General features: G+C 66.7%; 16 protein-coding genes. 9 read left to right on the top strand and 7 right to left on the bottom strand.

Features of this window, described 5'->3' with window-relative positions:
* Positions 1-44: 44 nt before the first annotated feature.
* Both NZU74_15450 and NZU74_15445 read right to left on the bottom strand, forming a co-directional pair.
* Positions 45-1,217 (bottom strand): GAF domain-containing sensor histidine kinase, encoded by a 1,173-nt coding sequence (locus NZU74_15450; protein MCS6882731.1) that lies wholly within the window; start codon positions 1,215-1,217, stop codon positions 45-47.
* A 430-nt stretch (positions 1,218-1,647) separates the two neighbouring features.
* Complete coding sequence (locus NZU74_15445) at positions 1,648-2,784, bottom strand: galactosyldiacylglycerol synthase (protein MCS6882730.1); 1,137 nt, start codon at positions 2,782-2,784, stop codon at positions 1,648-1,650.
* Positions 2,785-2,886: 102 nt separating this feature from the next.
* Here NZU74_15445 and NZU74_15440 point away from each other — a divergent pair, with 102 nt between their 5' ends.
* Both NZU74_15440 and NZU74_15435 read left to right on the top strand, forming a co-directional pair.
* On the top strand, positions 2,887-3,996 hold the full coding sequence (locus NZU74_15440; GenBank protein MCS6882729.1) for a glycosyltransferase family 4 protein: 1,110 nt from the start codon (positions 2,887-2,889) through the stop codon (positions 3,994-3,996).
* Between the two features lie 417 nt (positions 3,997-4,413).
* Positions 4,414-6,600 (top strand): S8 family serine peptidase, encoded by a 2,187-nt coding sequence (locus NZU74_15435; GenBank protein ID MCS6882728.1) that lies wholly within the window; start codon positions 4,414-4,416, stop codon positions 6,598-6,600.
* Positions 6,601-6,657: 57 nt separating this feature from the next.
* On the opposite strand, the gene NZU74_15430 is transcribed toward NZU74_15435, so the two are convergent.
* A complete protein-coding gene (locus NZU74_15430; protein MCS6882727.1) occupies positions 6,658-7,995 on the bottom strand; it encodes a DUF4397 domain-containing protein in 1,338 nt (445 codons plus the stop codon).
* A gap of 619 nt (positions 7,996-8,614) precedes the next feature.
* Here NZU74_15430 and NZU74_15425 point away from each other — a divergent pair.
* The 5 genes from NZU74_15425 to NZU74_15405 all read left to right on the top strand — a co-directional run bounded on the left by NZU74_15425 (position 8,615) and on the right by NZU74_15405 (position 18,778).
* Positions 8,615-9,358 (top strand): DNA recombination/repair protein RecA, encoded by a 744-nt coding sequence (locus tag NZU74_15425; GenBank protein MCS6882726.1) that lies wholly within the window; start codon positions 8,615-8,617, stop codon positions 9,356-9,358.
* Positions 9,355-10,347 (top strand): hypothetical protein, encoded by a 993-nt coding sequence (locus NZU74_15420; GenBank protein ID MCS6882725.1) that lies wholly within the window; start codon positions 9,355-9,357, stop codon positions 10,345-10,347. Before NZU74_15425 ends, NZU74_15420 begins: the two co-directional genes overlap by 4 nt.
* Before the next feature lie 454 nt (positions 10,348-10,801).
* The gene (locus NZU74_15415) at positions 10,802-11,056 is read left to right on the top strand and encodes a hypothetical protein (GenBank protein ID MCS6882724.1); all 255 of its coding nucleotides are present in this window, start codon (positions 10,802-10,804) and stop codon (positions 11,054-11,056) included.
* 213 nt (positions 11,057-11,269) lie between these two features.
* Positions 11,270-14,305 carry a DNA polymerase III subunit alpha gene (locus tag NZU74_15410; protein ID MCS6882723.1) on the top strand — a complete coding sequence of 1,012 codons (3,036 nt, stop codon included), beginning with the start codon at positions 11,270-11,272 and terminating at the stop codon, positions 14,303-14,305.
* 636 nt (positions 14,306-14,941) lie between these two features.
* A complete protein-coding gene (locus NZU74_15405) occupies positions 14,942-18,778 on the top strand; it encodes a DUF4397 domain-containing protein (GenBank protein MCS6882722.1) in 3,837 nt (1,278 codons plus the stop codon).
* Between the two features lie 141 nt (positions 18,779-18,919).
* Here NZU74_15405 and NZU74_15400 read toward each other — a convergent pair whose 3' ends face one another.
* Positions 18,920-19,738 (bottom strand): hypothetical protein, encoded by an 819-nt coding sequence (locus NZU74_15400; protein ID MCS6882721.1) that lies wholly within the window; start codon positions 19,736-19,738, stop codon positions 18,920-18,922.
* 5 nt (positions 19,739-19,743) lie between these two features.
* Complete coding sequence (locus NZU74_15395) at positions 19,744-20,607, bottom strand: DUF488 domain-containing protein (protein ID MCS6882720.1); 864 nt, start codon at positions 20,605-20,607, stop codon at positions 19,744-19,746.
* 225 nt (positions 20,608-20,832) lie between these two features.
* On the opposite strand from NZU74_15395, the gene NZU74_15390 reads away from it, so the two are divergent.
* On the top strand, positions 20,833-21,117 hold the full coding sequence (locus tag NZU74_15390) for a DUF427 domain-containing protein (protein MCS6882719.1): 285 nt from the start codon (positions 20,833-20,835) through the stop codon (positions 21,115-21,117).
* 78 nt (positions 21,118-21,195) lie between these two features.
* Here NZU74_15390 and NZU74_15385 read toward each other — a convergent pair whose 3' ends face one another.
* Together NZU74_15385 and NZU74_15380 are read right to left on the bottom strand one after the other, a co-directional pair.
* On the bottom strand, positions 21,196-22,113 hold the full coding sequence (locus NZU74_15385; GenBank protein ID MCS6882718.1) for a polysaccharide deacetylase family protein: 918 nt from the start codon (positions 22,111-22,113) through the stop codon (positions 21,196-21,198).
* Positions 22,114-22,491: 378 nt separating this feature from the next.
* On the bottom strand, positions 22,492-23,847 hold the full coding sequence (locus NZU74_15380; GenBank protein MCS6882717.1) for a phosphodiester glycosidase family protein: 1,356 nt from the start codon (positions 23,845-23,847) through the stop codon (positions 22,492-22,494).
* A gap of 472 nt (positions 23,848-24,319) precedes the next feature.
* On the opposite strand from NZU74_15380, the gene NZU74_15375 reads away from it, so the two are divergent.
* Positions 24,320-24,850, top strand: coding sequence for an OsmC family protein (locus NZU74_15375; protein ID MCS6882716.1), 531 nt, complete (start codon positions 24,320-24,322; stop codon positions 24,848-24,850).
* The last annotated feature ends 2 nt before the right edge of the window (positions 24,851-24,852 follow it).

The following is a 24,852-nucleotide window of genomic DNA, read 5'->3' as shown; positions in this document are numbered from 1 at the left end:
AAGCAAACCGGCGTCCTGGCCGGCCGCAGTACCAAACGGCGCCGCTAGGCATCGCCGCCCGCCGATTGCCGCGGGCAGCGATGCTCCAGAGGCAGCCTGACAACGACGCGGGTTCCCCGTCCGGGGGGCGAGTCTAGCAAGAACTCGGCGCCGATGGCGTGGGCGCGCTGAGCCATGCTCAACAGGCCGACAGCGCCGCCCCGCGGAGACGCGCCGCCGCGCCCGTCATCATCTATCACCAGGGTTACATGCTTCTTATCGTCGCAGTGCAGGCTGATCGCCACCCGTGACGCACGGGCGTGACGGCTGCAGTTGGCCAGCGCCTCCTGGACAATCCGGTAGAGCGCGATGGCCTGCGTCGCTTCCAGTGGGGGCAGGCACGGATCAACCGTGCAGAGCGTGAGCGTCTGCGTCGCGGCAGTCCACTGTCTGGCCAATTCAGTCAGCGTAATCGAGAGATCGCCTTTATCCAGCCGTGGCGGGTGGAGATTGCGGACAATGCGTGCAAGCTCCTGTTCGACCGTGTTGAGCGCAGTCCGCCCGTGGCTGAGATGATCCTGTATTGCCCTGGTATCACCGCGCTGCAACGCTTCACGCATGGCTTCGAGGTGCAACTGCGCGCCCAGGAGCGCCTGTCGCGCGCCATCGTGCAGATCGCGGGCGATCCTGGCACGCTCCGCCTCACCGGCTGCCAGCACCGCTGAGACGCCGGACCCGAAAGCGTGCTGATTGGCGTCGGCTAAGCAAACGGTCTGGCCCGACAGTCGATCTGGTGCGACGCGAAGGCGCTCGTGCTGCACAAGCGCCAGGGCCGCCAGTTCGGCGTATTCGTACACCAGGCTCAACAGCGTGGTTTCGATTGCCGGTCGTCGGCCATCGTAGGAGAGTTGCACGACGGCGATATTCTGGCCCTCCCACTGCAACGGCGCACTCAGAGTCAGTCGGCAGTCCTCGCCGTGACAATACTCCCAGCGCGCCTCGTCATCGTGGACGCAGTCAATGATCTGCGGGAGAGAACTGTGGAGCGTCTGCCAGGTCAGACGCCGGCTGTCGAGCGCATCTGCGGGGTGCAGGGTCGCATCGTCAGGATACCGCGCGACGAGTTCGATTCCGTGCCGTGGGTGGGGGAGGTGCAGTAGGCCCCGATCCGCGCCCAGGATCTCACACCCCAGTTGGAGCACTGCTTCCGGCAATGCCGCATCACCCAACCGGGTCAACAACCGTCTCGCTATGTCCAACCGTGACCGCTGGCCGGCAACAAGACGGTTTGAAGCGGTGAGATTGCCTGCTCCGACCACGCGTGCTCGATGCCGTCGCGCCATACGCTTGCTCTGCTCCACCGCACGAGCCGCCATTGCGACGTTGAGGCGCCAGCGTTATTGCATTGAGCTGCGATGTGGAAAACCTGCGGTTCCCTGGCGTGCAATCTGGAAGACAAGCCGCCATGCTTCCCTGTGGGCAGGAAGAACGTACCGTTCCTGGGATGCGATCTGCAGGGTCGTGCTGTCACGGTTCCCGGCAGCCAGGGCGCGCAGAAACCTGTTCTGCCCGCCTTTCCATACATTCTAGTTTTACGCCATAATGGAGTTACCTTCTATCGTAACCGTTTCTCTGCCAACAGTCAATGTTGTGAAGGTTGTCGCATTCTCAAGCTGGACCAAGATCTTCGATGATCCTGCGCCCGATGGTTAACGCGGCCTCGGGGAAGCCGACGCGGGCGGCCTGCTGGCGCATCGCCGCCAGGCGTTCGGGCTGTTGCAGGAGCACCAGGGCGGCCCGCGCAGCCATCTCCGGCATGCGCAGTTGGATGCCCGCGCCCACGCCGGTTACGAAGTCGGCGTTCCACTCCTCGTGGCCGAGCAGGGGGTCCACAATCACCAGCGGGGCGCGGCGGGCCAGCGCCTCGCTAACGATCAGCCCGCCGGCTTTGGTGATCACCACATCACTGGCGACGAGCAGGTCGTCCACGTAATCAATCCGCCCCAGGCGTCTGAGACGCATCAATGGGCCATCGCGCAGATCGCGCAGGGCAGCGTTCAGTTCTGCGTTGCGCCCGGCGACCGTCACCAGGACGCCCGGCGTTTCGCCCGCCAGCAATTCCTCGGCCACCAGGCGCACCCGCCGGGCTTCGATCCCGCCCCCAAAGAGGGTGATGACGGGCCGATCCGGGGGCAGATCGCGCCGGGCGCGCACTTCGGCGCGCTGCTTTGGCTCGGCGACCTCCGGGTTGATGGGGATGCCCGTCACTTCTAACAACTCCGGCGCCAGGCCGCGCCGCTCCAGCGTCCGGCGGGTAAACTCACTGGCCAGAAAATAGCGCCGCACGCCGGGGACCAGCCAGCTACTGTGGGCCAGGAAGTCGGTGATCACCACGTACAGCGGCGCGTTCAGGCGGCCCTGCTGCCGGCGCAGGGCCAGGATGTAGCCGGCAATCGGATGCATCGAAACCACGGCATCCGGCCGCGCTTCAGCGAACAGTTGCTCCAGGCGGGCGAGAAAGGGCCGGGTTAGCAGCCCCAGCAGGCGATTCTGGCGAAAGGCCGTGGCGATGTCGTTCTCATTGCTGCGCTCGTAGATCACCCGATAGAACTGCTGGCCCCGTTCGCTCAGTTCCATTTCGAGGTGCGCGCGCGTGACGGTGGCGCGCACCACGCTGCTGGCGTACTCCAGCGCATCTTCGACCCGCGGCGCGGCGCCGAGACGGGCAAGCGCCGCGGCCAGAGCGTTGGCCGCGCTGCCATGGCCGGCGCCGAGGGAGGCGTACAGGATCAGGACGCGAGGCATAGGAGGTCTTTTAATCTTGAGCACAACCTCTCCAGGTTGTGTCACTGTCTGGTTTCCGTGAGGAGAAGGGGGCGGGGCTCGTAGTGTATTACAATAGAGGCTATGCAGCCCCCACGCATCGCCATTGATGCCAGCCGGATCAGCGTCGTTGAACGCACCGGCACCGAGCGTTACACCTATGAACTGCTCGCCGCTCTGGCCCGTATTGACCGCTGGAACGCCTACACGCTGTACACCAACGGTCTGCCTCCGGCGCTGCCACCCCTCGGCCCCAACTTTACCCTCCGCAGTATACCTCTACCGCGGCTCTGGACGCACGCCCGCCTCGGCCCGGCCCTGACGCGCGATCGGCCCGACCTGCTCTTTGTGCCAGCCCATGTCGTTCCCCTGCTGCACCCGCCGCGGAGCGTGGTCACCATTCACGACCTGGGCTACCTGGCCTTCCCGGAGACGCACACGGCCCGCCGGCGCCTGGAACTGGACCTGAGCACCCGCTGGTGCCTGCGCGCCGCCCGGCGGGTCATTGCCATCTCGCAGGCCACCAGAGACGACCTGGTGCGTCGCTACGGGGCCGATCCGCAGCGCATCGCGGTGGTGCACCACGGCCTCAGCAGCATGTTTCGCCCGCTACACGACCCCGAGCAGATCGCTGCGACGCGCGCGCGCTACGGGCTTGAGGCGCCCTACTTCCTCTATATCGGCGCCATCCAGCCGCGCAAGAACCTGGCGCGACTGATCGAGGCCTTCGCCCGCGCCAGGGTTGATGACACCCTCCTGGTCATCGCCGGGCGGCGCGGCTGGCTCAGCGAACCGATCATGCGCCGCGCATCCGAGCTGGGCCTTGCCCACCGCGTGCGCTTTCCCGGCTACGTGCCCGACGCCGACCTGCCGGCGCTGCTCGGCGGGGCGCTGGCCTTTGTGTTTCCCTCGCTCTACGAGGGCTTTGGTATGCCCGTGCTCGAAGCCATGGCCTGCGGCGCCCCCGTGCTTACCTCCACTACCTCGGCCCTGCCCGAAGTGGCCGGCGACGCCGCCTTGCTGACGGACCCCTGCGACACCGATGCCATTGCCGCCGCCCTCAGGCGCCTCGCCACCGACGCGGCGCTCCGCGACCATCTGCGCGCCCGGGGGCTGGAGCGCGCAACTAACTTCACCTGGGAGCGCTGCGCTCGCGACACCCTTGCGGTGCTGCTGGAGGCCCTGAAGGGGTGATATCATTCCGCAACCTCCCTGTGGAAAGGGGTGTGGGGAAACCTGGTTTTCCTACACCCTCGAGATTGACTACCGGCAACCTCCGCCGCCACCCGATCTCAGCCCCAATGGCGCCGCCTGGCTCGATGCTCATCTTCGTGCCCAGGGGTTGCGTTAATACCAGTTCTTAACCGGATAATCCTCAAAAAACCATCCCCGTATCCGTTCTACATGTCACCAGTAATACACAGCCATCAAAGGGGACAGTCGACAGCATAGTGTGAAGCCCGTAAACCGAATCTGACATAATCCGGTTTACAGGTCCGCACCGGATGTGCTCGGACTTGCCCTCATCCTCCCACCTTCGCATCTGCTGGCTCTCATCTGTCTCCCTGAGGCGCCGGCTGGCAAGTGCAGAACCGTAACAGGAGGAGTGCGATGAGCGCATCACGTCCGAAGGTGAAGGCCGAGAGAGAGTTCGTCTACACAAACAAGTTCATGCGGAAGCAGATCCGCTTCTCGCCCAAGGCCGATGAACTGATGGCCACCTTCGAGCCGACGGCGGAGGGCGACGTTGCCGCCAGCGTGATGGCGGCGGCGGGCATGTCCATCAGTGAGGGGGTGAATCTGGAACGGGGGTTCGCGGTCTTCCGTGTGCCGGCAGGGCAGGATCTCACCACTGCCAGCGCGAGCCTGGAGTCCCAGCCGGCCATCGCCAACACACTCCCGGTGATGATTGATGAAGAGGGCCTGACGCGCTACTTCCTCCCCGACGAGTTCACTGTGCAGTTCCGCGAAGGCGTAAGCAAGGAGGAAGCTAAGCGTATCATCGCCGCCCAGGGCAGCCGCATCCTCGTCGAGCAGCGGACGCCAGGCTACTATACTCTGGCCGTACCCGAGGGCAAGGGCCTCTTCGAGACCCTGCGCGCCTTCTCGGATCTGCCCGAGGTGGCCTTCGCCGAGCCGAGCGAGGCGGGCTTTAACGACGCGCTGTACCTTCCTGACGATCCCGACTTTCCCCGTCTCTGGGGCCTGCACAATACCGGACAGACAATCGAAGGCGTGGCCGGAACCGCCGACGCCGACATTGACGCGCCTGACGCCTGGGACATCACCCGTGGCAACCCGAATGTAATTATCGCGGTAATTGATACCGGGGCCGACCTGAACCACCCCGATCTGGCGGCGAACTTCCTGCCGCGCGGCGCCGAAGACTGGGACTTCGCCGACGGGTCGGACCCCTCGCCTGATGACGCCGACGGCCATGGCACCCACGTGGCCGGCACCGCCGCCGGAGTGGATAACACGACCGGGGTGATCGGCGTGGCTCCCAATTGCCGGATCATGCCCCTGCGCGTCAACCTGACAGCGGGGATGAACCAGAACCGTGCCGACGCGATCAACTTCGTGGCCAGCCACGCCGTCGCTAACCCCTCGCGCCGCTATGTCATCAACTGTAGCTGGCGCATGAACGGCGACCACGCCGGCGTGCACAACGCCATTCAGAATGCCGTGAGCAATTCGGTGGTGGTCTGCTTTGCCGCGGGCAATGCCAATGTGGATATTGACGTGACTCCGCAGTACCCGGCGGTTTACCCCGAGGTGATCGCCGTCGCCGCCACCGACAACCGCGACGTGCGGGCCTCTTTCTCGAACTACGGCACGAAAGTGGACGTATCGGCGCCAGGGGTGAACATCTACTCCACCTACCCTGACGACAGCTACGCCTATCTGAGCGGCACCTCGATGGCCTCGCCACACGTCGCAGGGCTGGCGGCGCTGATCTGGTCGCGCAACCCCACTCTGAGCAACGCCCAGGTGCGGGCGATCATCGAGAGCACGTGCGACAACATTGACGCCAAGAACCCCGGTTATGCCGGGAAGCTAGGCAAGGGTCGCATCAACGCCTTCAAGGCTCTCTCGGCCACCCCCCTGCCGCCAATTGGCTTCCAGCTCGTGCGCCGCTTTGAGTTTCCGCAGAAGAACAACGGCTCGAGTAGCGCCCTGGCCTATGCCCGGCGTCTGCGCGTCGGCGGGGGAATCCGTCCGGCACTGCTGTTCCTGACTCAGCAGCCCTTCTCGGAGAAGATCTATTACCTCAATCCCTCCACGGGCGCGGTGCTGGGAGCGATCGATCCGGAGGACAACGACACGGTAGGCAGCATGGAGTGGGATGGCGTTAACATCCGCGTGGCGAATGTCACCACCGGGGCAGGCAGCATTAACAGCATCAACCCCTATACCGGCGCGCAGGTGGCATCCATCCCGGCGCCTGCCGGACGCGGCGAGGGCCTGGCCTTCGACGGCAGGCAGCTCTACTACTCGACGATCACTCACATCCACGTGCTGAACCCGGCAACGGGCGCGGTCCTGCGCTCCTTCCCGGCGCCAGGCGGCCAGTGCCGCGCCCTGGCCTTCGGGCGCGGCTTCCTCTTCTGCGGGAACTCCTCGGCAGGGATAATCACGGTGATCAATCCGGTGACGCTGGCGGTGCGCGGGACCATCACTGCGCCCGGCGGTGGCACGGAGCGGGTCGAGGGCCTGACGTTCAACCCCGTGACCAACGAATTGTTCATCGCCAACCAGAGCGAGAACCTGATCTACGTGGGTGTGGTGTCACTATAGCGTTCGTTGAGCGCAGGGGTGTGGGGAAACCGGGTTTCCCCACACCCCTTCAGGTAGTTACTCGGCCTTTGCATCCACGGACGGGGTGACCTTGAAGGCCTTCGCGCCCGTGCCGGCAAGCAGGCCGTTGGCCCAGGCGGTGTAGACCTTGCCGGCCTCAAGGCTCAGGCTGGTGGTGAAGATCGGGCTGCCGCCCGCGGGGGCGATGCCCACCTCGTAGGTCCCGGCAGGCACCTCCAGGTAGCCGGTGGCCTCGGTGAAGCTCAGGTTCTCGATAGCCCTCGCGCCATTGATGAAGATGTCCACCGCGGGCGCGTCGGGCGAGAAGTGGGCCGCGCGCACGCGCGCCTTGCCGGTCGCAGGGAGCGTATTGTCATCCTCGAGCACCGTGGCGCAGAAATCGCCGTTCGTACCGCTGGCGATAATGCTGTAGTCTTTGCCGCCTTTCACCGTGACGTTGGCCTGAATGACCGCCTCGGTCTGCGGATTGCCGCCCGCGAGCACGACCCGAATATCATAGTCGCCAGCAGGCACGGTGAGGTAGTCGGTCACCGCGAAGAAGTCAAACGTGACCAGCTTGACGCCATTCGCGTACACATCCACCGGCGAGCCAGCGATATCGGGGACGGCATGGATGGCGCGGACGCGGGCCTGCTTGACCACGGGGGCGAAGTCGGCATCCACCGAGGGGGTGACCTTGAAAGCCTGCGCGCCGGCGCCGCCAAGCAGGCCGTTGGCCCAGGCGGTGTAGACCTTGCCGGCTTCGAGGGTCAGGTCAGCCGTGTAGATAATGTTGCTCGCCGTACCGCCCGCGGGGGCGATGCCCACAGTGTAGGTTCCAGCGGGCACTTCGAGATAGCCGGTCGCGCGGCGGAAGCTCAGATGCTCAATGGCCTTCTCGCCATTGATGAAGATGTCCACCGCGGGCGCGTCGGGCGAGAAGTGGGCCGCGCGCACGCGCGCCTTGCCGGCCGCCGGTTCGCGGTTGTCGTCACGGAGCAGGGTCGGCCCCACGCGCCCTGAAGCGACGCTCCCCCGCGCAACCAGGGTATAGTCGCGGCCGGATTTGAGGTAGTAGCTGCGGTTGATGACGAAGAGACTGGGGTTGGAGAGGCTTTCGCCAGCCGGAATGACCTGCACCTTGTAGCGCCCTTCGGGCACTTCCAGGTAGGGGCTGACGGTGAAGAAGGTGACATCGCCCAGAACCTTGTTGCCGTTCACGTAGATATCCACCGCGCCGAAATCGGGCACCGCGTGGACCGCCCGGAGCCGGGCGGGGGCGTCGGGGGCATGGGCAGCCTGCGCTGCCGTGGGCAGGAGCGACAGGGCGACCAGCATGGCCAGCAAGGCCAGGATGATCGGGCGAACGCCACGGCGAATCGAACGTGTACTCATCAGGAGCTCCTCCATGCGCTTACCGGTGCATCCGTCAAAAACCTGCCAGGCGCGGCAGCGCAGCTTGCCGGTGATAGCGCGGGCCTGAGCGCCCGCACCTGTATTGCTATTTGCCGGATGCACCACCTACATGCCAATAGCAACGACTTTTGGACACAGCAAAGCTAACCCACACCGGGGAGTCTTTCCCCCTGGCGCCTCCGGGTCGGGGTCCGGTGGGGGCGCCCGCGCGCGCATTACGCAATCACCTGCGAACGAATGCGCCGTGTAGATTAAAGAGGTTGCCTGTCCGCCTATCTTTACGCAGCACGGCGCGCCGTGGATGTACGGAAAATGCGCGGCAATGTAAACAAATTGTCATCTTGATAAGAACGTTTGTGCGGTACCATACACTGCACCGAAAGGATGTCCCTGGGAGGGCTTCGCTCTCCCAGACCCTCCCTTCAGGCAGGGGGGCAGGAAAACCCGGCAGGGGCGGTTCGCAAACCGCCCCTGCCTCCCCTCTAGCAGGAGCGCGGGGAACCGGGTTTCCCCGCGCTCCCCTTCAGGAACCTTCGAGAAGGGCCGTGCCCCGGCGAGGGCATAGGGAATCCGGGCAAGAATGGAACGCCTTCCGTCCATGCTCGACATACTGATCGCCGACCTGCAACGACGCTACGGTGCGCGCGCAGCGCGCCGCGGCTCGGCGCTGCCGTCGCCGGCCAGCCTGCCGGCGCTTGCCACGGGGTGCCCGACGCTCGACGCTGCGCTTCCGCAGGGCGGCGCGCCGCGGGGGCGGCTGACCGTCATCGGCGGGCCGCGCTCGGCAGGGGTGAACACGCTGGCGTTCGGGCTGATCGCCCGGGCGCAGGCCATCGGGGAACTGGCCTGCATCCTCGATTTGCAACACACCTTCGCCCCCGCCGCCGCCGCAGTCCAAGGCGTCAACCTGGCCGATCTCGCCCTGGCGCGCCCCGCCGATGGCCCTGCAGCGGCCCTGACCGTGGCGACGCTGCTGGTGCGCCGGGCCGTGGGCGTTCTGGTGATTGACCATCTGGCGACCTGGCTGGCGCTGCCGCGGGGGGCCCCGGCCCTTAGAACCCTTCTGCCCCGCCTGCCGCGCCTGCTCGCCGCCAGCGGCTGCGCGCTGGTGGTGACTGAACCCGCGCCCACCGGCCTGTTGTCTGAACCACCGCCTCCGCCACGAGCGCTGCTGGTCCCGCTGACTTCCCTGCGTCTGACCCTGGCACTCCAGAGCTGGGTGTGGCATGGCCCGCGGATCGTGGGCAGCCGCACCCGGGTGACAGTGCTGGCGCCGCCCTTCGCGACGCCGCTGGCTACGGTCACGGTTGATCTGCCGATCGCAGCCCTGGAGGATCAATGATCGCCTGCCTGGCCGCCGCGCCACCCGAAGCGACCGCTCTTCAGACTTTGCGCCTGGGCCTCGATGGCCTGAGCCCGCGGGTGCATCTGGAGTGGACAGCGGATCGGCTCGCGGCGCTGATCGATCTGGGCCGCGGTACCGTGGCCGATGCGCGGCGGCACATCGCCGTGCTGCGCGGCATTGCCGCGGCGGCGCGCCTGAGCGTGGCCCTCGGGGTAGCGCCGGCGCCCACCCTGGCACGCCTGGCCGCCCGCTGCGCGGGATCGGACGCGGCCCTGGTGGTCAGCCCGGCGGCCGTGCCGGCGCTGCTCGCCGTCTGCCCGGTGGAGTGGCTGGAGCCGCTGGCCCCGCTGGCGCCTACCCTGCGCGGCCTGGGCCTGGACTCGCTGGGCGCCGTGGCGGCGCTGCCGGAGGCGGCCTTCGGCGCGCGTTTCGGCAGCGCGCTGCTGCCAGTCTGGCGGGCGCTGCATGGCCGCGAGGCGCCGCTGCTGCCCGTGCCGCCGCCCCCGCGCCTGCGCCTGCGGCACGCCTTTGCCGCGCCGGTGGCGGATCGCGCCGTGCTGGACCGGACCCTGGCCCGCATGACCGCCGCGCTGGGCGCCGGGCTGGAGCGGCGCGGCGAGCAGGCCCGCTCCCTGGCCCTGCACCTCAGCGGCGACGACGGCGCCTGGAGCGCCGGGCGCGCGCTGGAGCGCCCCGCGGCGAGCCCCGGCGCCCTCTTGTCAATTGCCACCCGGCTCCTGGAAGACGCAGAGATCGCTGGCCCGGTGCTGGAAATGGCGCTGCTGGCCGGCGAGCTTGTCCCGCTGCGGGGCGAACAGGCATCCCTGTTCGCCCCGGTCGCGGCGTGCCAGGCGGCCGGTCGCGCCGCCCTGGCCGATCTGGCCCGCCGGCTGCCGCCAGGCGGTCTGCTGTACGCCGTCGGCTCCGCTATCTGCCTGGCCCTGCCCGAGGCCCGTCACCGGCTGCGTCCGTGGGATGAGGAATAAGCACCTATCTCAGTAGTCTGTGAACGAAGTTTCCTGGCATTTCCGCCCCCCTCCCAACCTCCCCCCGTTGGGGGGAGGAGCCGGCCTCCCTCCCCCGCCGGGGGAGGGTTGGGGAGGGGGCGAAGTTACCGAAAAACCTAGTTCACAGAGTACTCAGAGGTAGTATGTAATTCTTTCAGTGAGGTGTGGAGGGCGTAGCCCTCCACGAACTGCTCTTTTCCGCCCGCGGCGGTAGAAATGCGCCTGCTTCGCCAGGGCGCGCGCCCGCCGCGGGCGGAAAAAGGGCTTGCGGAGAGACGCAGCCTCCCTGCACCCCTCTGCCAGGAGGCGTTTTGCGCGCTGTAACTGTAATTAAGTGCTATCTCTCACGACGAATGACGGCCAGTTGAAGAGGGGTGGGGAAACCAGGTTTCCCCACGCCCCTATCCGAAGGGAGAGTTTTCTAAACGAGCGTATGAGCCTTTTCTGGCCCGAGGGTCTGCCACTGGTGGTCGAGTGCGCCGCCGATGCCACCCCGCTCCGCTTACGGCTGCGAGGAGGCTGGCACGCGGTTGCCATAGTGAGCGCCCGCTGGCGGGTGCGGCAGGGCTGGTGGCGCGCCGGCTACTGGCGCGAGTATGTTACCGTAGCGACCCGTGGCCGGCTGTTGCTCACCCTGGGGCGCGACCTGCCCGTCGGGACGTGGCGCCTGGTCTACCTGCACGATTGAGGTGAATGTCGGCCCTGCGCGGGAGGGTGTGGGAGAGCCAGGTCCTCCCACGAAGGAGCCTTCGTGGTGGAAGGTGAGGAAACCGGGTTTCCCCACCCTCTGATACCGGTTCCTGTCTCATACGGGTGCGTGCGCCTCATCGCCAGGTCTCACCGGAACACCATATACGGCAATCCAAAATCCAAAATCCGCAATCCGAAATCGCATGACCCGATGGCCTACGTCGAACTCCACTGCCACTCGGCCTATAGCCTGCTCGACGGCGCCAGCACCGTGGAGGCGCTGACGACGCAGGCCGCGGCGCTGGAGATGCCGGCCCTGGCGTTGACCGATCACGATGCCCTGTACGGCGCGGTTCCTTTCGTCGAGGCGGCCCGACGGGTGGGGGTGCGGCCCATTCTGGGGGCCGAGCTGACGATGGAGGACGGCGGTCACCTGACGCTGCTGGTGGAGGAGGCGACCGGCTGGCGCAATCTGTGCCATCTCATCACCCTGGCGCAGCAGAACGCCCCGAAGGGCCAGGCGGCGCTGCCCTGGGCGGCGCTCGAGGGCCACGGCGCCGGCCTGATCTGCCTCAGCGGGTGCCGCCACGGCCCGATCGCCAGCGCCCTGCTAGCCTGGGATCGCCAGCGCGCCTTTCGCGCCGCCCGGCGCCTGGCGGCGTGGTTTCCCGGCAGTTTTTATGTCGAGTTGCAGCACCACCTGCATCCCGACGACCCGGTCCTGGTTGATGACCTCCACCGTCTGGCCGGCTACCTGGGCCTGCCGACGGTAGCGACCAACAACGTGCACTACGCGCGCCGCGACGGGCAGCGCCTTCACGATACGCTGCGGGCCATCCGCCGCCGGCTGCCGCTCGACCATATCGCGGACGAGTTGCGTCCAAACGATGAGTACTACCTCAAATCCGCCGCGCGTCTGGCGCCGCTGTTTCGCCTCTACCCCGACGCGCTGCGCGCCAGTCTGGCTATCGCTGAGCGCTGCCGCTTCGAGCTGCGTTTCGGGCTTCAGGATCTCCCTACCTTCCCCACCCCGCCCGGTTGCGACGCTGATAGCTACCTGGCGCGCCTGTGCGCCGAGGCCCTGCCGGCGCGCTACGGGCCGGACGCAACGGCCGCGCGGGTCCAGCTCGATCACGAACTGGCCGTCATCCGCCAGACCGGGCTGGCCAACTACCTGCTGCTGGTCTGGGATCTGGTGCGCTTCGCCCGCTCGCAGGGCATTCGCTGCCAGGGCCGCGGCTCAGCCGCCAACTCGCTGGCGGCCTACCTGCTGGGCATTGGCCCGGTTGACCCGCTGCGGCACAACCTGGTCTTCGAGCGTTTCTTAAGCGCCGAGCGGGCAGCCCTGCCCGACATTGACCTGGACGTGGATGCCGCCCGGCGGGAGGAGGTCATCCAGTACCTCTACCGGCGCTACGGGCGCGATCATGTCGCCCTGGCCTGCACCTTCATCACCTTCCAGGCCCGCCTGGCGCTCAATGACGTAGCCCGGGCTCTCGGCGTTGATCCGGCGCTGCTCCGGCAGGCGGAACTGGGCCTCGACGGCCCCGCCGGAGAGGTCCATGACCCGGCCATCGCCCTCATGCTCGACCTCTGCCGCCAGATCCACGGCCTGCCACGGCACCTCGGCCAGCACAGCGGCGGCATGGTGGTGATGGGGCCGCCTCTGTCCACGCGCGTGCCGGTTGAACCGACGGCCATGCCGGGGCGCTCGGTGACGCAGTGGGACAAGGACGCGCTGGAGACAGCGGGGATCGTCAAGATTGATGTGCTGGGGCTGCGCGCCCTCTCGGCCATCACCGAGACGCTGGAGTGGATGGCGGCCCTGGGGATGGCGCCGCCGGATTTTGCCCGTTGCGCCTACGACGATCCCGCGGTGTACGCCATGCTCGGCGCCGGGGACACGATCGGCGTGTTTCAGGTCGAGAGCCGGGCGCAGAGCAGCGTGCTGCCTCGCCTGCGACCGCGCTCGCTCGACGACCTGGCCGTGGCGGTCTCGCTGATCCGTCCCGGGCCGATCCAGGGCCAGATGGTGCATCCCTACCTGCGCCGCCGGACGGGGACGGAGCCGGCGCGTTTTCTGCACCCCTGCCTGGAGCCGGTGCTGCGCGATACGCTGGGGGTGTTGCTGTTCCAGGAGCAGGTGCTGCTGGTGGCCCGGGCGGCGGCGGGGTGGTCGCCGGGGCGCGGCGAGGCCCTGCGCCGCGCCCTGGGCAAGGGCGACGCCGCCGCCATCGCCGGGCTGCGCGAGAGCTTCCTCGGCGACGCGACGCGGCGGGGCATCGAGCCGGTCATCGCCGAGGCGATCTTCGCCCAGCTCGCCGGGTTCGCTGGTTACGCCTTCCCCCGCAGCCACGCCACCGCCTTCGCCACCATCGTCTACCAGCACGCCTGGTTGAAACGCTACGCCCCGGCGGCGTTCTTCGTCGCCCTGCTCAACCATCAGCCCATGGGCTTCTGGTCGCCGGCGGTGCTGGTCGGCGACGCGAAGCGCCACGGGGTGCGCTTTCACAATGTTGACGTGAACCGGAGCGTCGAACGCTGCGTCATCGAAGCCGACGGCGCTATCCGCATCGGGCTGCGCTTCGTCAACGGGCTGGGGGAGCAGGGCATTGCCCGGCTGGAGGCGGCCCGGGCCGCCGGGGGGCCATTCAGCGATCTGCGCGACCTCTGCCGGCGCGCGCGGCTGCCCCGCGCTGCGGTGGAACGGCTGATCCTGGCCGGCGCGCTCGACGCCTTCGGGGTCCCGCGCCGCGACCTGCTGTGGGAGGTGGGGACGTTGCGCTACCAGGCCGACGAACTCGATCTCGTCCCGCCTCTGCCGCCGCTCAACCTGGCCAGCCTGACCCACTGGGAGATGCAGCGCCAGTCCGAGGCGGTGCTGGGCCTGACAGTCGGCGATCATGCCTTCGTCGCCCTGCGGGCCTGGCTGGCCCGGCAGGGGCTGCGGAGCAGCCGCGCCCTGCGGGCCGGGGAGGACGGCACGCGGGTGGAAACGGCAGGGATCCTGGTGGCGCGCCAGGCGCCACCCACGGCGAAGGGGCACACCTTTCTGACCCTCGAAGACGAACACGGGCTGATTGATGTGGTCCTGCGCCCCTCCACCGCCGCGCGCTACCGCGGCCTGCTGCGCGCCGGCGCCACCCTGCGGATCACCGGCATGCTCCAGCGCAGCGACGACCTGGTGAGCGTCCTGGCCTGGCATATCGAACCGCTCGCCGTGCCAGGGAGCCTGACCACGATATGACCCCCGCGTCGCATGACCTTATCAAAGCGGAAGGCATCCTGTAGGAAATGTCAGCGATGAAAGGAATGCGGGAGGGTAATGGTTCAAGTTGTGAAGCCCAAAGTATCAGACGTACCCGTAAGGACGCAGCGCGCTGCGTCCTTACGCACGGTCGCTGTTGAGAGATGGCGTAGGACGGCTATAGCCGTCCTCTTCTAGCCCGGCAAGGGCGAGATGGGAGAGGGCAGGGCAGTTTAAGACGGGAACAGGTCATCAAATCCAGTTCATCGTACCTCTTTACTTTACGCGTCGGTGCCTCTGTCACACCCGCGCGGCCGGGCGCATTGCATACCCGCCCAAAAATGATGTACTATGACAACATCCCTTTCTCGCCACACCTTCACATCTGCACCCCCAACACAACCAGTGTTGAGGTGAACGCCGCCGTTGTACGTACTCTGTGAATTGAGTTTTTCGGTAACTCCACCCCCTCCCCAACCCTCCCCCGCTGGGGGAGGGAGTCCGGCGCCTCCCCGCAACGGGGGGAGGTTGGGAGGGGGGCGGAATTGCCAGGAAACTCATTTTACAGACCAATAAGCCGATCTGGACAGGAAGTCCAGGTTTTTTTGCTAAATCCGATCAAGAAAAGGTACAAAAATGCGATCGGAATCCTCCACGATGCGTTTGCTGGTGCTGGCGCTGCTGATCGGCGTGACCATGCCCGGCGCCGCTGTTCCCGCGCGCGCCCAGACCGCTGTCCGCCCCCTTCCTCCGGCGCTGGCCGATGCCCGTATGGCCGAGCCGCTGACTGCTACATTGCCCGACCGGGTGCTCAATCCGGCCCTGCGGAACGCTACCGGGCACCGGCAGGTGGTGATCACCCTTAGCAACGAGCCAACCGCGACGGTGGCCGAGGGCCAGGCGCAGATCGCCCAGAGCGCCGCGGTCATGGCCCAGCAAGACCGGATCAGCGCCCAGATCCAGGCCCTCGATCCCGCCGCCGTCGTGCTGGCGCGGTTGAAGGTCGCCCTGAACGCGATGATCGTGGAGGTTGACGGCGCCCAGCTCGAGGCCATCGCCCGCAACCCCGAAGTCGTGCGCATCAATCCGGTGGTGAACTACGAGCGCGAGCTGAGCGAAACTGTCCCGTACATTGGCGCGACGCCCGCCGTACAGAGCAGGGCCTTCGACGGCGAAGAGGTGCGCGTCGCCGTGCTCGACTCGGGGGTTGACTACACGCACGCCAAACTGGGCGGCCCGGGCGCCGAGGCGCTCTACGCCCTGGCCTACTGCGGCGACGCCGCGGCCACGCCCGATCCGGCCGCCTGTCAGGCCCATCGCCTGCCGGCCAACCCGGCCTTCTTTCCTAACGATAAGGTGGTCGGCGGCTACGATTTTGTCGGCGAGGCGTGGAACGGCGCAGCCAACAGCCCGCCTCTGGCCCCTGATCCCAACCCGATCGATTTTGAGGGCCACGGCACCCACGTTGCCGACATTATTGCCGGGCGGCCCTTCCCTGACCCCGAACGGGCGCGGGTGCGCGCCGTCCACGCCTCCCCCGACGCGCCGCCGGTGGACATTCTGGTGAACGGCGTTCCGGCGTGGACCAGCGTGCCCTTCAAGGCGGTCAGTTCCTACGCCTCGCTCGCTCCGGGCACATACAATATCCGCGTCGTGCCCGCCGGAACCAGCGCGCCGGTGGTGATTGACGCCAATCTGACCGTCGAGGCGGGCAAGGATTACACTGTCGCCGCCGCCAACGTGCTCGCGCGTATCACGCCCCTGGTCCTGGCGGACGACAACCGCGCGCCCGCCGCGGGCAAGGCCCGCGCGCGCTTCGTGCACGCCTCGCCCGACGCGCCAGCGGTGGATGTCGCCGTGGCGGGCGGGCCGGTGCTGTTCCGCAACTATGCCTTTGGCGAGGCCAGCCCGTACATCGAGGTCCCCGCCGGGGTGTACAACCTGGAGGTGCGTCTGGCCGGCACGACCACCGTCGCACTTGCGCTGCCGAACGTCACCCTGGAGGCTGGCGCGGTCCACAGCATGTTCGCGATGGGCCTGGTCGCTGACGGGGGCCTGAGCGCCGTCATCAGCGCCGACAACGCCGTCGCCGGAGGCGGCGTGGCCCCGAAGGCGCAGATCTACGCCGTCAAGGTCTGCTCGGCGGTCTCCTCGGCCTGCAGCGGCGTGGCGCTGCTGCGAGGGGTGGAGTTCGCCGCCGATCCCGACGGCGACGGCGATAGCCGCGATCGCGTGCACATCATCAACATGTCGCTGGGATTGTCTTACGGCCAGAACTATTTCGACGATCTCTCGGCGGCGGTTGATAATGTTACGGCGCTCGGCATCCTGACGGTGGCCTCGGCGGGCAACAGCGCCGACAAGCCCTACATCGTCGGCACGCCCTCGGCGGCGCGCACGGCCCTCGCGGTGGCGCAGACCGAGATGCCCTCGGCCCTGCTGCCGATCCTCGAGGTCACCGCGCCGGCGAGCATCGCCGGGGGCTACCCGGCGGTCTTTCAGCCCTGGTCAGCGCGCCCGCGGGGGGTGATCAGCGGGCCGGTGCAGTACGGCAATGGCGCGGGCGGCAACCTGCTCGGCTGCGCCCCCTTCGCCCCCGGTTCGCTCGCCGGGCGGATCGTGCTGGTGGATCGCGGCGCGTGCGCGGTCAGCATCAAGATCAGCAACATTGCCGCTGGCGGCGCCCTGGCGGGGATCATCGGCCTGGTGGCCCCGGGCGAACCCTTCGCCTTCGGCTTCGGGGGAGGAACGCCCACCATTCCCGGCTTCGCGATCAGCCAGGCCAGCGCCAACCGCATCAAGGCTAACCTTGCCGCCGGGGTGCGCATGCGCATTGACCCGGCCACCTGGCCGCCCCTGGTGGGCACGATGGTCGGCTCGTCGTCGCGCGGCCCGGCCGCAGGCCAGATGTTCTACGGCAACCAGGTGATGTTCGGGCAGATCATCAAGCCGGAGATCGGCGCGCCCGGGGCCTCGATCTCGGCGGTCGCCGGCAGCGGGAGCGGCACGCAGCCCTTCGGCGGCACCTCTGGCGCGGCGCCAGTGGTGGCCGGCGCCGCTGCCCTGCTGATGAACGCCACCGACTGGCAACTCTCGCCCGCGGAACTCAAGGCGCGTCTGATGAACACCGCCGAAACGAGGATCTTCAACACCCCTGCCGCCCTCGGCGGGGGGCTGGCGCCGATCACCCGCATCGGCAGCGGCGAGGTGCGAGTGGACCGCGCCATTGCCGCCAGGGCCTCAGCCTGGGAGGCCGCCAGCGGCGGCGGGGCGATCTCCTTCGGCTTCGTTGACGCCTTCCGGCCGCTGGTGGTTCTGCAACGCAGCATCGTGGTACGCAACTACGGCCACGAGCCAATCACCTACCACATCGAGCCAACCTTCCGTTACGCCGACGACGCGGCCACCGGCGCCGTGACCCTCTCCGCCCCTGAGACGATCAGCGTGCCGGCTTATGGCCAGCGGAGCTTCCGCCTGACTCTCAGCATTGACAGCGCCAGGCTACGGGACTGGACCATGAACTCCGGCCCGAACGGCGCCAACGGCGATCTGCTGAGCGTCTTCGAGTACGACGGCTACCTGAAGCTCACCGATGCCAGCGGCGCCACGGCGAACGACCTGAGCCTGCCCTGGCACGTCCTGCCGCGGCTGGCAGGGAACATCGTCGCGCCCCCCGGTGCACGGGTCAACCAGCCGGTGACCGTGAGCAACCGCGGGGTGGGCCAGGCGGCGATCAGCGTCTACTCGCTGCTGGGCAGCAGCCCGGTGCAGGCCCAACCGGGCGCCGGATCGAACGCCGAAATCATTGACCTGCGCTACGCGGGCTACGCCACTTACGCCGTGCCGGCAGGGTTCTGCTCAGAGCGGCCGGGGTACGTGCTGGAATTCGCCATCAACAACGCCCGCCGCCAGAGCCACGCCAACGCGCCAGGGTACCTGAGCGTGCTGCTCGACACCGACCGCGACGGCCGGTTCGACTTTGAGGTATTCACCTTTGATGCCGCGCTCAATTTTAGCGATGGCCGCAACGTAACCTGGGTCGCCAATCTACGCACCGGGCGGGCCAGCGCGGTGTTCTTCACCACACACACGCTGGAGAGCGCCACGTATCGGATGGCCATCTGCGACACTCAACTGGCCGACCCGGCGCGCCCGGCGTCGCTGGGCGGCCCGCTGGCGCCGCCAGCGCTCGGCCAGCCGATCAATGCGCGAATTGAGGCTGTGGACGGTTACTTCACCGGCGAGGTGACCGACACGATCGAGGGGCTGACCTTCGCGCCCGGCGGCGAGCGTTACCTGGCCACGCTAACGCCGGGAGGCGCCGGCTTCGCCACTCTCCCCGGCGGCGCGAGCGCCGAGTTGACCATTACCGATACCGGTTCAACCACCAATCCGACTGAGACGGGGCTGCTGCTGGTCACCGGCAACGCGCCCGAGCCGCGCGAGGTGCGGGTGATCAGCGTGCGGGAGTGAGGAGGGTGGGAGAACTCACGTCGGGGATTTTTGGATCAAGAGGTTCGGGCAGAAAGGTAGGGACGACCGGCCCGTCGCCCCTATCGTCTGGTTGATGCCGTGCACCTGCGCTGCGCAGGCGGCACAGTTTCAGCCTGTCAATCAAAACAACGCCTGTTGAAAAGCATCGCCGGCCGGTGGCGTCAGGCGGGGCGGCCAGAAGACACCCAGCACAACCCAGGTGTTGTAGGGAAATACCGTACCCATGAAAAAGCGCGTGTCTTTACTGGGATGGCATAACTCATCGAGAAACTTGCGCTTAACGCTCTCCGCAGCCAGCCGCTCATCCCCCAGACGCGCAACCTCGTTCAGCCAGAGCACCCCGAGCTCCCAATCCTCAATCATTGCACGGTGGGGTTTGGTGTTATCTTCACACTCGAAAACATAGCTGAACTTGAATGGGATCTTGCGCAGCGGTTTCTGTGGGGGATCAAACAGCCGTAGCTGGTCAAACAGTTGTTGCCACTCTGGCTTCCACTCGGGATCAGCCGGCTCAATTTCCAGGTCGAGCACCCGCGCCGGGCGCACAATCCCAAGCGATGTCCGATCTCTATCGTGGAGCGCCTTGAGCTCGTTGACCGTATGCACCGGCATACGATCGATGATAGCGCGGCGTGCAGCCCATTTGTCCTTTGTATCGAGCGGCGGACCGAGCACTTTTATGGTGTCGAGCAAAGGCTTACGGCTCTCCTTGCGCCGATCATTGCCCTGCCCGTAGGGTAGCAGATCAATCTCGATCCACTGGTACTTACGGAACTGCTGCTGTCGGGGACGATAGCGATAGTCGATTGGGTACAGGCGGACCCACTCGCCTGTTTCGGTGACCCCCGCGGTGCATACAAGCTCCTGATAGCCGCGCGATGGGTGCGGATAGGTCATTACCGTGATCAGCACCCTCGTCGTTTGCCAGCTCTCACTCATTGCGATCACCTCAGATGTTTCACAGGCAAGTCCACAATCCGGGTGAGGGCCTGCGCCAGCACGCTGCGATGGCAGAAGCGTGGATCGGCCTCCAGGCACACCAGCACGCCCGGCTTTTCTTGCAGTAATTTCGCGACCATGCGCTGTTGTTCCAGCACCCGCGAAAGCTCAGCCTCATAGGATTGAAACAACTTCTGGTACTGAGCAAACGACTCCAGGTGGCCGCGCTCGGCGCCCGGAATGCCCAGCTCCGGAACATGCACATACTCCAGCCCGAGCAGAGTTGCCAGGCGGACGAGCGTGCTCTTATGAAACCCATAGCGTCGGGAGATCGGGTTATGACGCACATCAATAATGCGCTGGATACCCGCCTCCAGCACCCGATTCAGGAAGGCGTCGGCGGTCAGCCCCTCATAGCCCAGCGTGTAGATGGCGCATGGCGCAACGGGCCGCGCCATACGGCGCCGTTCCGGGAATTGACTATTGATCGAGTACCAGGGATACTTCTTGTACACGAGGTCAATCAGCGCCTGAGATGACTGATGGCCATAGGTGTCCGTTATATAGCGGATATCGCGCGGCACGTCTCCGGCAAGCTTCAACTCGGCCTGCCGGCCAGCAGGCGTCAGGCGCAACTGGTCACGCCCGGTGACCTCAAGGAGTCCATCGCGCACGAGTGCATTCTTCTCTTGATCGAGCGTGAAGGAATAGGGGCCGTGCTTATAGGGCACGAAGGCGTAGAAGTGTGCTCCACCATGCGACGGCGTCTCATTGGCGAGGAGGAACGCCCACTTCATTAGTTGGACCGGTGAGACCGCGCGACCCGCCTGGCGCAGGAGCAGCAGTACGGCTTTCTGGCGGTTTAGCATTTGACGCGCCTGTAGCTCATATGTACCATATGGCTATTATGGCACACGCACCGGCTCTTGGCAACCCTTTTCTTTTAGAGCAGGTTGGTACGAAGCCCGCCTCTAATGGTGAGTTCAGGCGCAGCTATACCGCCCGCAAGACATTTCACCAGCCCTGGTATTGAAGATAATCTAGGGGCTCAACACGGTTATGATGCAACCGCTACACTGGAAGGAGCACCAACCATGGCCCGGGCAATCTGGAACGGCGCAGTGATCGCCGAAAGCGACGAAACAGTGATCGTTGAAGGCAACCACTACTTCCCGCCCACGGCGGTGAAGCGCGAATACCTGCGCGAGAGCGCGACCCACACGGTCTGCCCCTGGAAGGGCACGGCCAGTTACTACGATGTGGTCGTCGAGGGCAACGTCAACAAGGATGCGGCCTGGTACTACCCCGAACCGAAGGAGGCAGCGAAGCAGATCGCCGGTTACATCGCCTTCTGGCGCGGCGTGCGCGTCGAGGCGTAGAGGCGCGGCGAGGGGGCAATCGGGGCGCTCAACCGTGGGGAGGGTCTGTGAGACCAGACCCTCCCGGATCGTTCCGTCCTACGGTCGCCCCGCTCCGACTGGCGGCACAAAGTACCAGCGGTAGCCCTCGAGCGTCTCGCCCCCCAGCACGCGGCGGCGCGGCAGGGCATCGAGGCGCTCCAGGCGCGCGCCGGGCGCCGAGGTCACCGCGCTGGTGAAGCCGGCCTCACGGATGAGCCGCCTGACCGCCGGGGTGTGGCTGCCAGCCGGATAGCTGAAGCTGACCACCTCGATGCCCAGCCGCTCCTCCAGCGCCTGACGCGAGGCGAGGATCTCGTAGCGCGCCTGGTCCAGATCCAGGGCCGCCAGGTCGGCGTGGCTGACGGTGTGCGCGCCAAGCTCCATCCCGCTGTCACGCAACAACGCCAGATCCTTCCAATCCATGTAACCCTCGCGGCCCACGAAGCCGGTCACGATGAAAAAGGTCGCCACGAAGCCATAGCGCCGCAGCAGCGGCAGCGCCGTGGTGGCGTTGTCGGCGTAGCCGTCATCGAAGGTGAGGGCCACCGCGCGGGAAGGACAGTCGTTAAAACGGAGGCAGGCAGCCAGGTCACGCATACGCAGCCCGACGTAGCCGCGCTTGCGCAGCCAGGCCAGGTGCTCGGCGAAGCGGTCGGGGCGCACCGAGAGCCGGAAGCCGAGCGGGTCGGCATCAGGGTCCACCTCGCGGATGTAGTGGTACATCAAGATGGGGATGTACGGCGCGGCCTCGCCGAGGGCGTAGCGGGGGGCAGGAGTTGGCGCCGGAAGCGCCGACGTCGGGGTCGCCGGGGGGGGCGTGGGCGGGAGAATTGTCGCCGTGGGCGCTTCCGTCATTCCGGGCGTCACCTTACGCATTGGCATCGAACAGGCCAGCGTCGGCGCAATGATCAGCAAGGGCGCCATCAGCAGGATCACGCGACCCAGAACCCCCAGCAGCGGTTTGAGGTGCTTCACAGTTTTCTCCCAGGGTCATTGCCGAACGTCAATGGTATGAAATGGGCTTTTCCTGGGAGGGCCACGCCCTTTTCAGGTGTAAGGTTTTCCGGCGCATGCTCGCGTCGCATGCGCCATCCGGGGCATCGGGACGCCCGCCCCTCCTCCCGCGCGCGGGAGCGGGGGGCGGGGGGTGAGGATCGTCAGCGCTTGGGAATGCCGAAAACCCCTTCTCGCTCGAAAAACCCTGCACCTGAGAGGTGCCACGCCCTCCCAGACCCTCTCCGCCGGCTGCGCCGCCCCCAACGGAACGTGATAGATTTCCTGGGAGGGCATGGCCCTCCCAGACCCTCCCATGAAGTGAGCCGAGGCGGGCAAAGCCCGCCTCTGGATCGATCATTACCGGTCGGCAACCGTTGGCTCCCGGTAAAACACCAGCAGCGCGTTGGCGACGTGCCGTTCGCCGGTCGTGTCCGGGGGCCGGTTGACCACCTGCTCCTCGATGACCATGGTCGAGGAGCCGCCACCGTCCAGCTCCATAGCCGTGTCGGCGCCAAATTCCAGGAGTAGATCAGCCAGTTCCTGCTGGGTCATGCCGCGGCTGTAGCCCCGCTGGTAGCCATCCACGACTACCAGGATGAGCGTTTGCCTGGCGCGGTCGTAGCCCACCGCGGTGCGTGGCATGCGCACGTCAAAGTAGTGCTTGAGTTTCCAGTCGGTTGAGAAATCTTCGCACTGCATCACGGCGCGGGGCTGCCGGGTTTCGCGACAATCACGCAGGGCGCACAGACAATCCTGCACGAACCTCCCATCACGCAGAATGATCGGCCCGCCGCTGATGGCCTGCTCGTAATGGTCAAGCGGCGGATCAGTGGTGATGGCGATGCGCAGCCGGACGCCGACCTCGGCGTGTTTGCGGAGCCAGGCGGCGCCCTTGCCGACGCCCTGGAGCGCCCGTTCGCCAGGACCGAGCTTGAGCGCCTGCCCGCGCGTCACCTGACGTACTCTCCCATCAAGGCCAAGCAGCACCTTCACATCGCCCTCGCGCCCCGGAACCTGGCGCGCGAACTCGTTGTAGAGGCAGATCTGGTCAGGCGGGCAACGGGTGTTAAGGAGCGTCAGCGGCGCCCGCGCGCCATCCGGCGCCTGCACCTCGGCCTGCCAGGTCCATTCACGGGTGAAATAGCCAATGAACGGCCCCCGCTGGCGGCTCCAGGCAAACGTAGCCCGGTACTTGGGGGCCATCAACACCTGGCCGTCAATCATCGTCAGCCCCTGCGGCGTACCTTCGTCCACCGAAAAGAGATCGCCATTGACGGCCGCCAGCGCCCCCGCGTCCCGCGCCAGCATGGAGGTGCGGTACAGTCCGAAGAAGCGGTTCTGGGGGATGCTCACGCCCAGTTCCAGGTTAGGATTGGCAAGGTCGAGCAGGAGCACATTGATCCGCAAGGGATCGTTGGTGACGCGCCGCAGATGCACCACTCCGGGGCGCAATAATCGGACCCGATCGCCAGGACGGGCGGCGTAGCGGAACGAGAGGGGCAGCGGCGTGGGTGTGGCGGTTGGCGCGGGGGTAGGCGTCGGCAAGGGCGTGGCCGTGGGGGTAGCCGTTACCGTAGGCAGAGGGACGACCACCGCAGTCGGCTCCATGGCAGCCACCGACAAGGGAGCCGTGGCGTCGCGCTGGCCAGGCGCGCAGCCTGCGGCGGCGATCACGGCCGCGACGATCAGGAGCAACGTGGCAACTCTGAACATGCTGACTCACACAGCGGCGTCTATTCTTGCCTTAGCATAGCGCACCTCCATAAACACCCTTTTAACGCCACATTAAGGGTTGGCTCAGAACCGTGCCTTCGGGGTGACACGAGGTCGGGCGCGAAACCCGCGTGACCCTGCCGGCAACAGTTGGGCATCCCCGGGCACCCACAACAATGTTCGCGCCGTGGGCGGGCGGGGCCGCTGTGCCGGACGGTGTCACCATGGCGGCCGCCCGTGCGGCGTCACGTGTGGGCGTCGCCACGCTAATGCGCCAGCGGGCGCAGGAACCTACGTCTCACCCGCGCCTTAACCTTGTCTTGACAATCACCCTCACCTTATGGTATCCTTTCCCTCATCCTGAAGAGTTTCCTATACGCATTGCGCCGCGTTCGCCGCGAGGAGGGGGCCGTCCTGTTGAGGCGCGCTCGCTTCGACGCAGACAGGGGCTGCGCGTCGCCAGAAGCTGTTTATGCCCGCAACCTGGAGCCTGCCCGAGTATCTCAAACGCAAACGTGAGCTGGTAGATGCCTACCGCGCCCAGTTGCGCGCGCCCGATGCCGCCCCGACTCCACTGCGCGCGACGGTGGCTGTGGCTGCCGGCTCAGGGGTGCGCCCGATCCGCATGCGCGATCACCTGGTTGTCAGCGACGCGGGAGCGGTCCTGGGCGGGTATGGCCTGGGGCCGAGCGCGCCCGAACTGCTGCTTGGCGCTCTGGCAAGCTGCATCGCCCACTCGGCCCTGGTCATCGCCGCCGACCGCGGCGTGGCCTTCGATCAGCTCGAAGTGGAAGTTGCCGGGCTGCTCGATTACCGCGGCACGCTCGGCGTCACCGAGGACGCCCCCGTTCCTCCCACCGACCTGACCTACACCCTGCGCTTCGCCGGCTCCGTCTCCGATGAGGAAGTCGCCGCCATTCAGGCCGACATCGCCCGTCTCTGCCCGGTGCTGCTCGCGTTGACCCGGCCTACTTCGGTGACAGGCCGCGCCGAACGCCTGTAACA

The sequence above is a fragment of the Chloroflexaceae bacterium genome, from assembly GCA_025057155.1.
Lineage (GTDB): Bacteria > Chloroflexota > Chloroflexia > Chloroflexales > Chloroflexaceae > JACAEO01.
The sequence above is the reverse complement of the archived record's forward strand: the minus strand, read 5'-3'. Positions and strand labels throughout refer to the sequence as shown.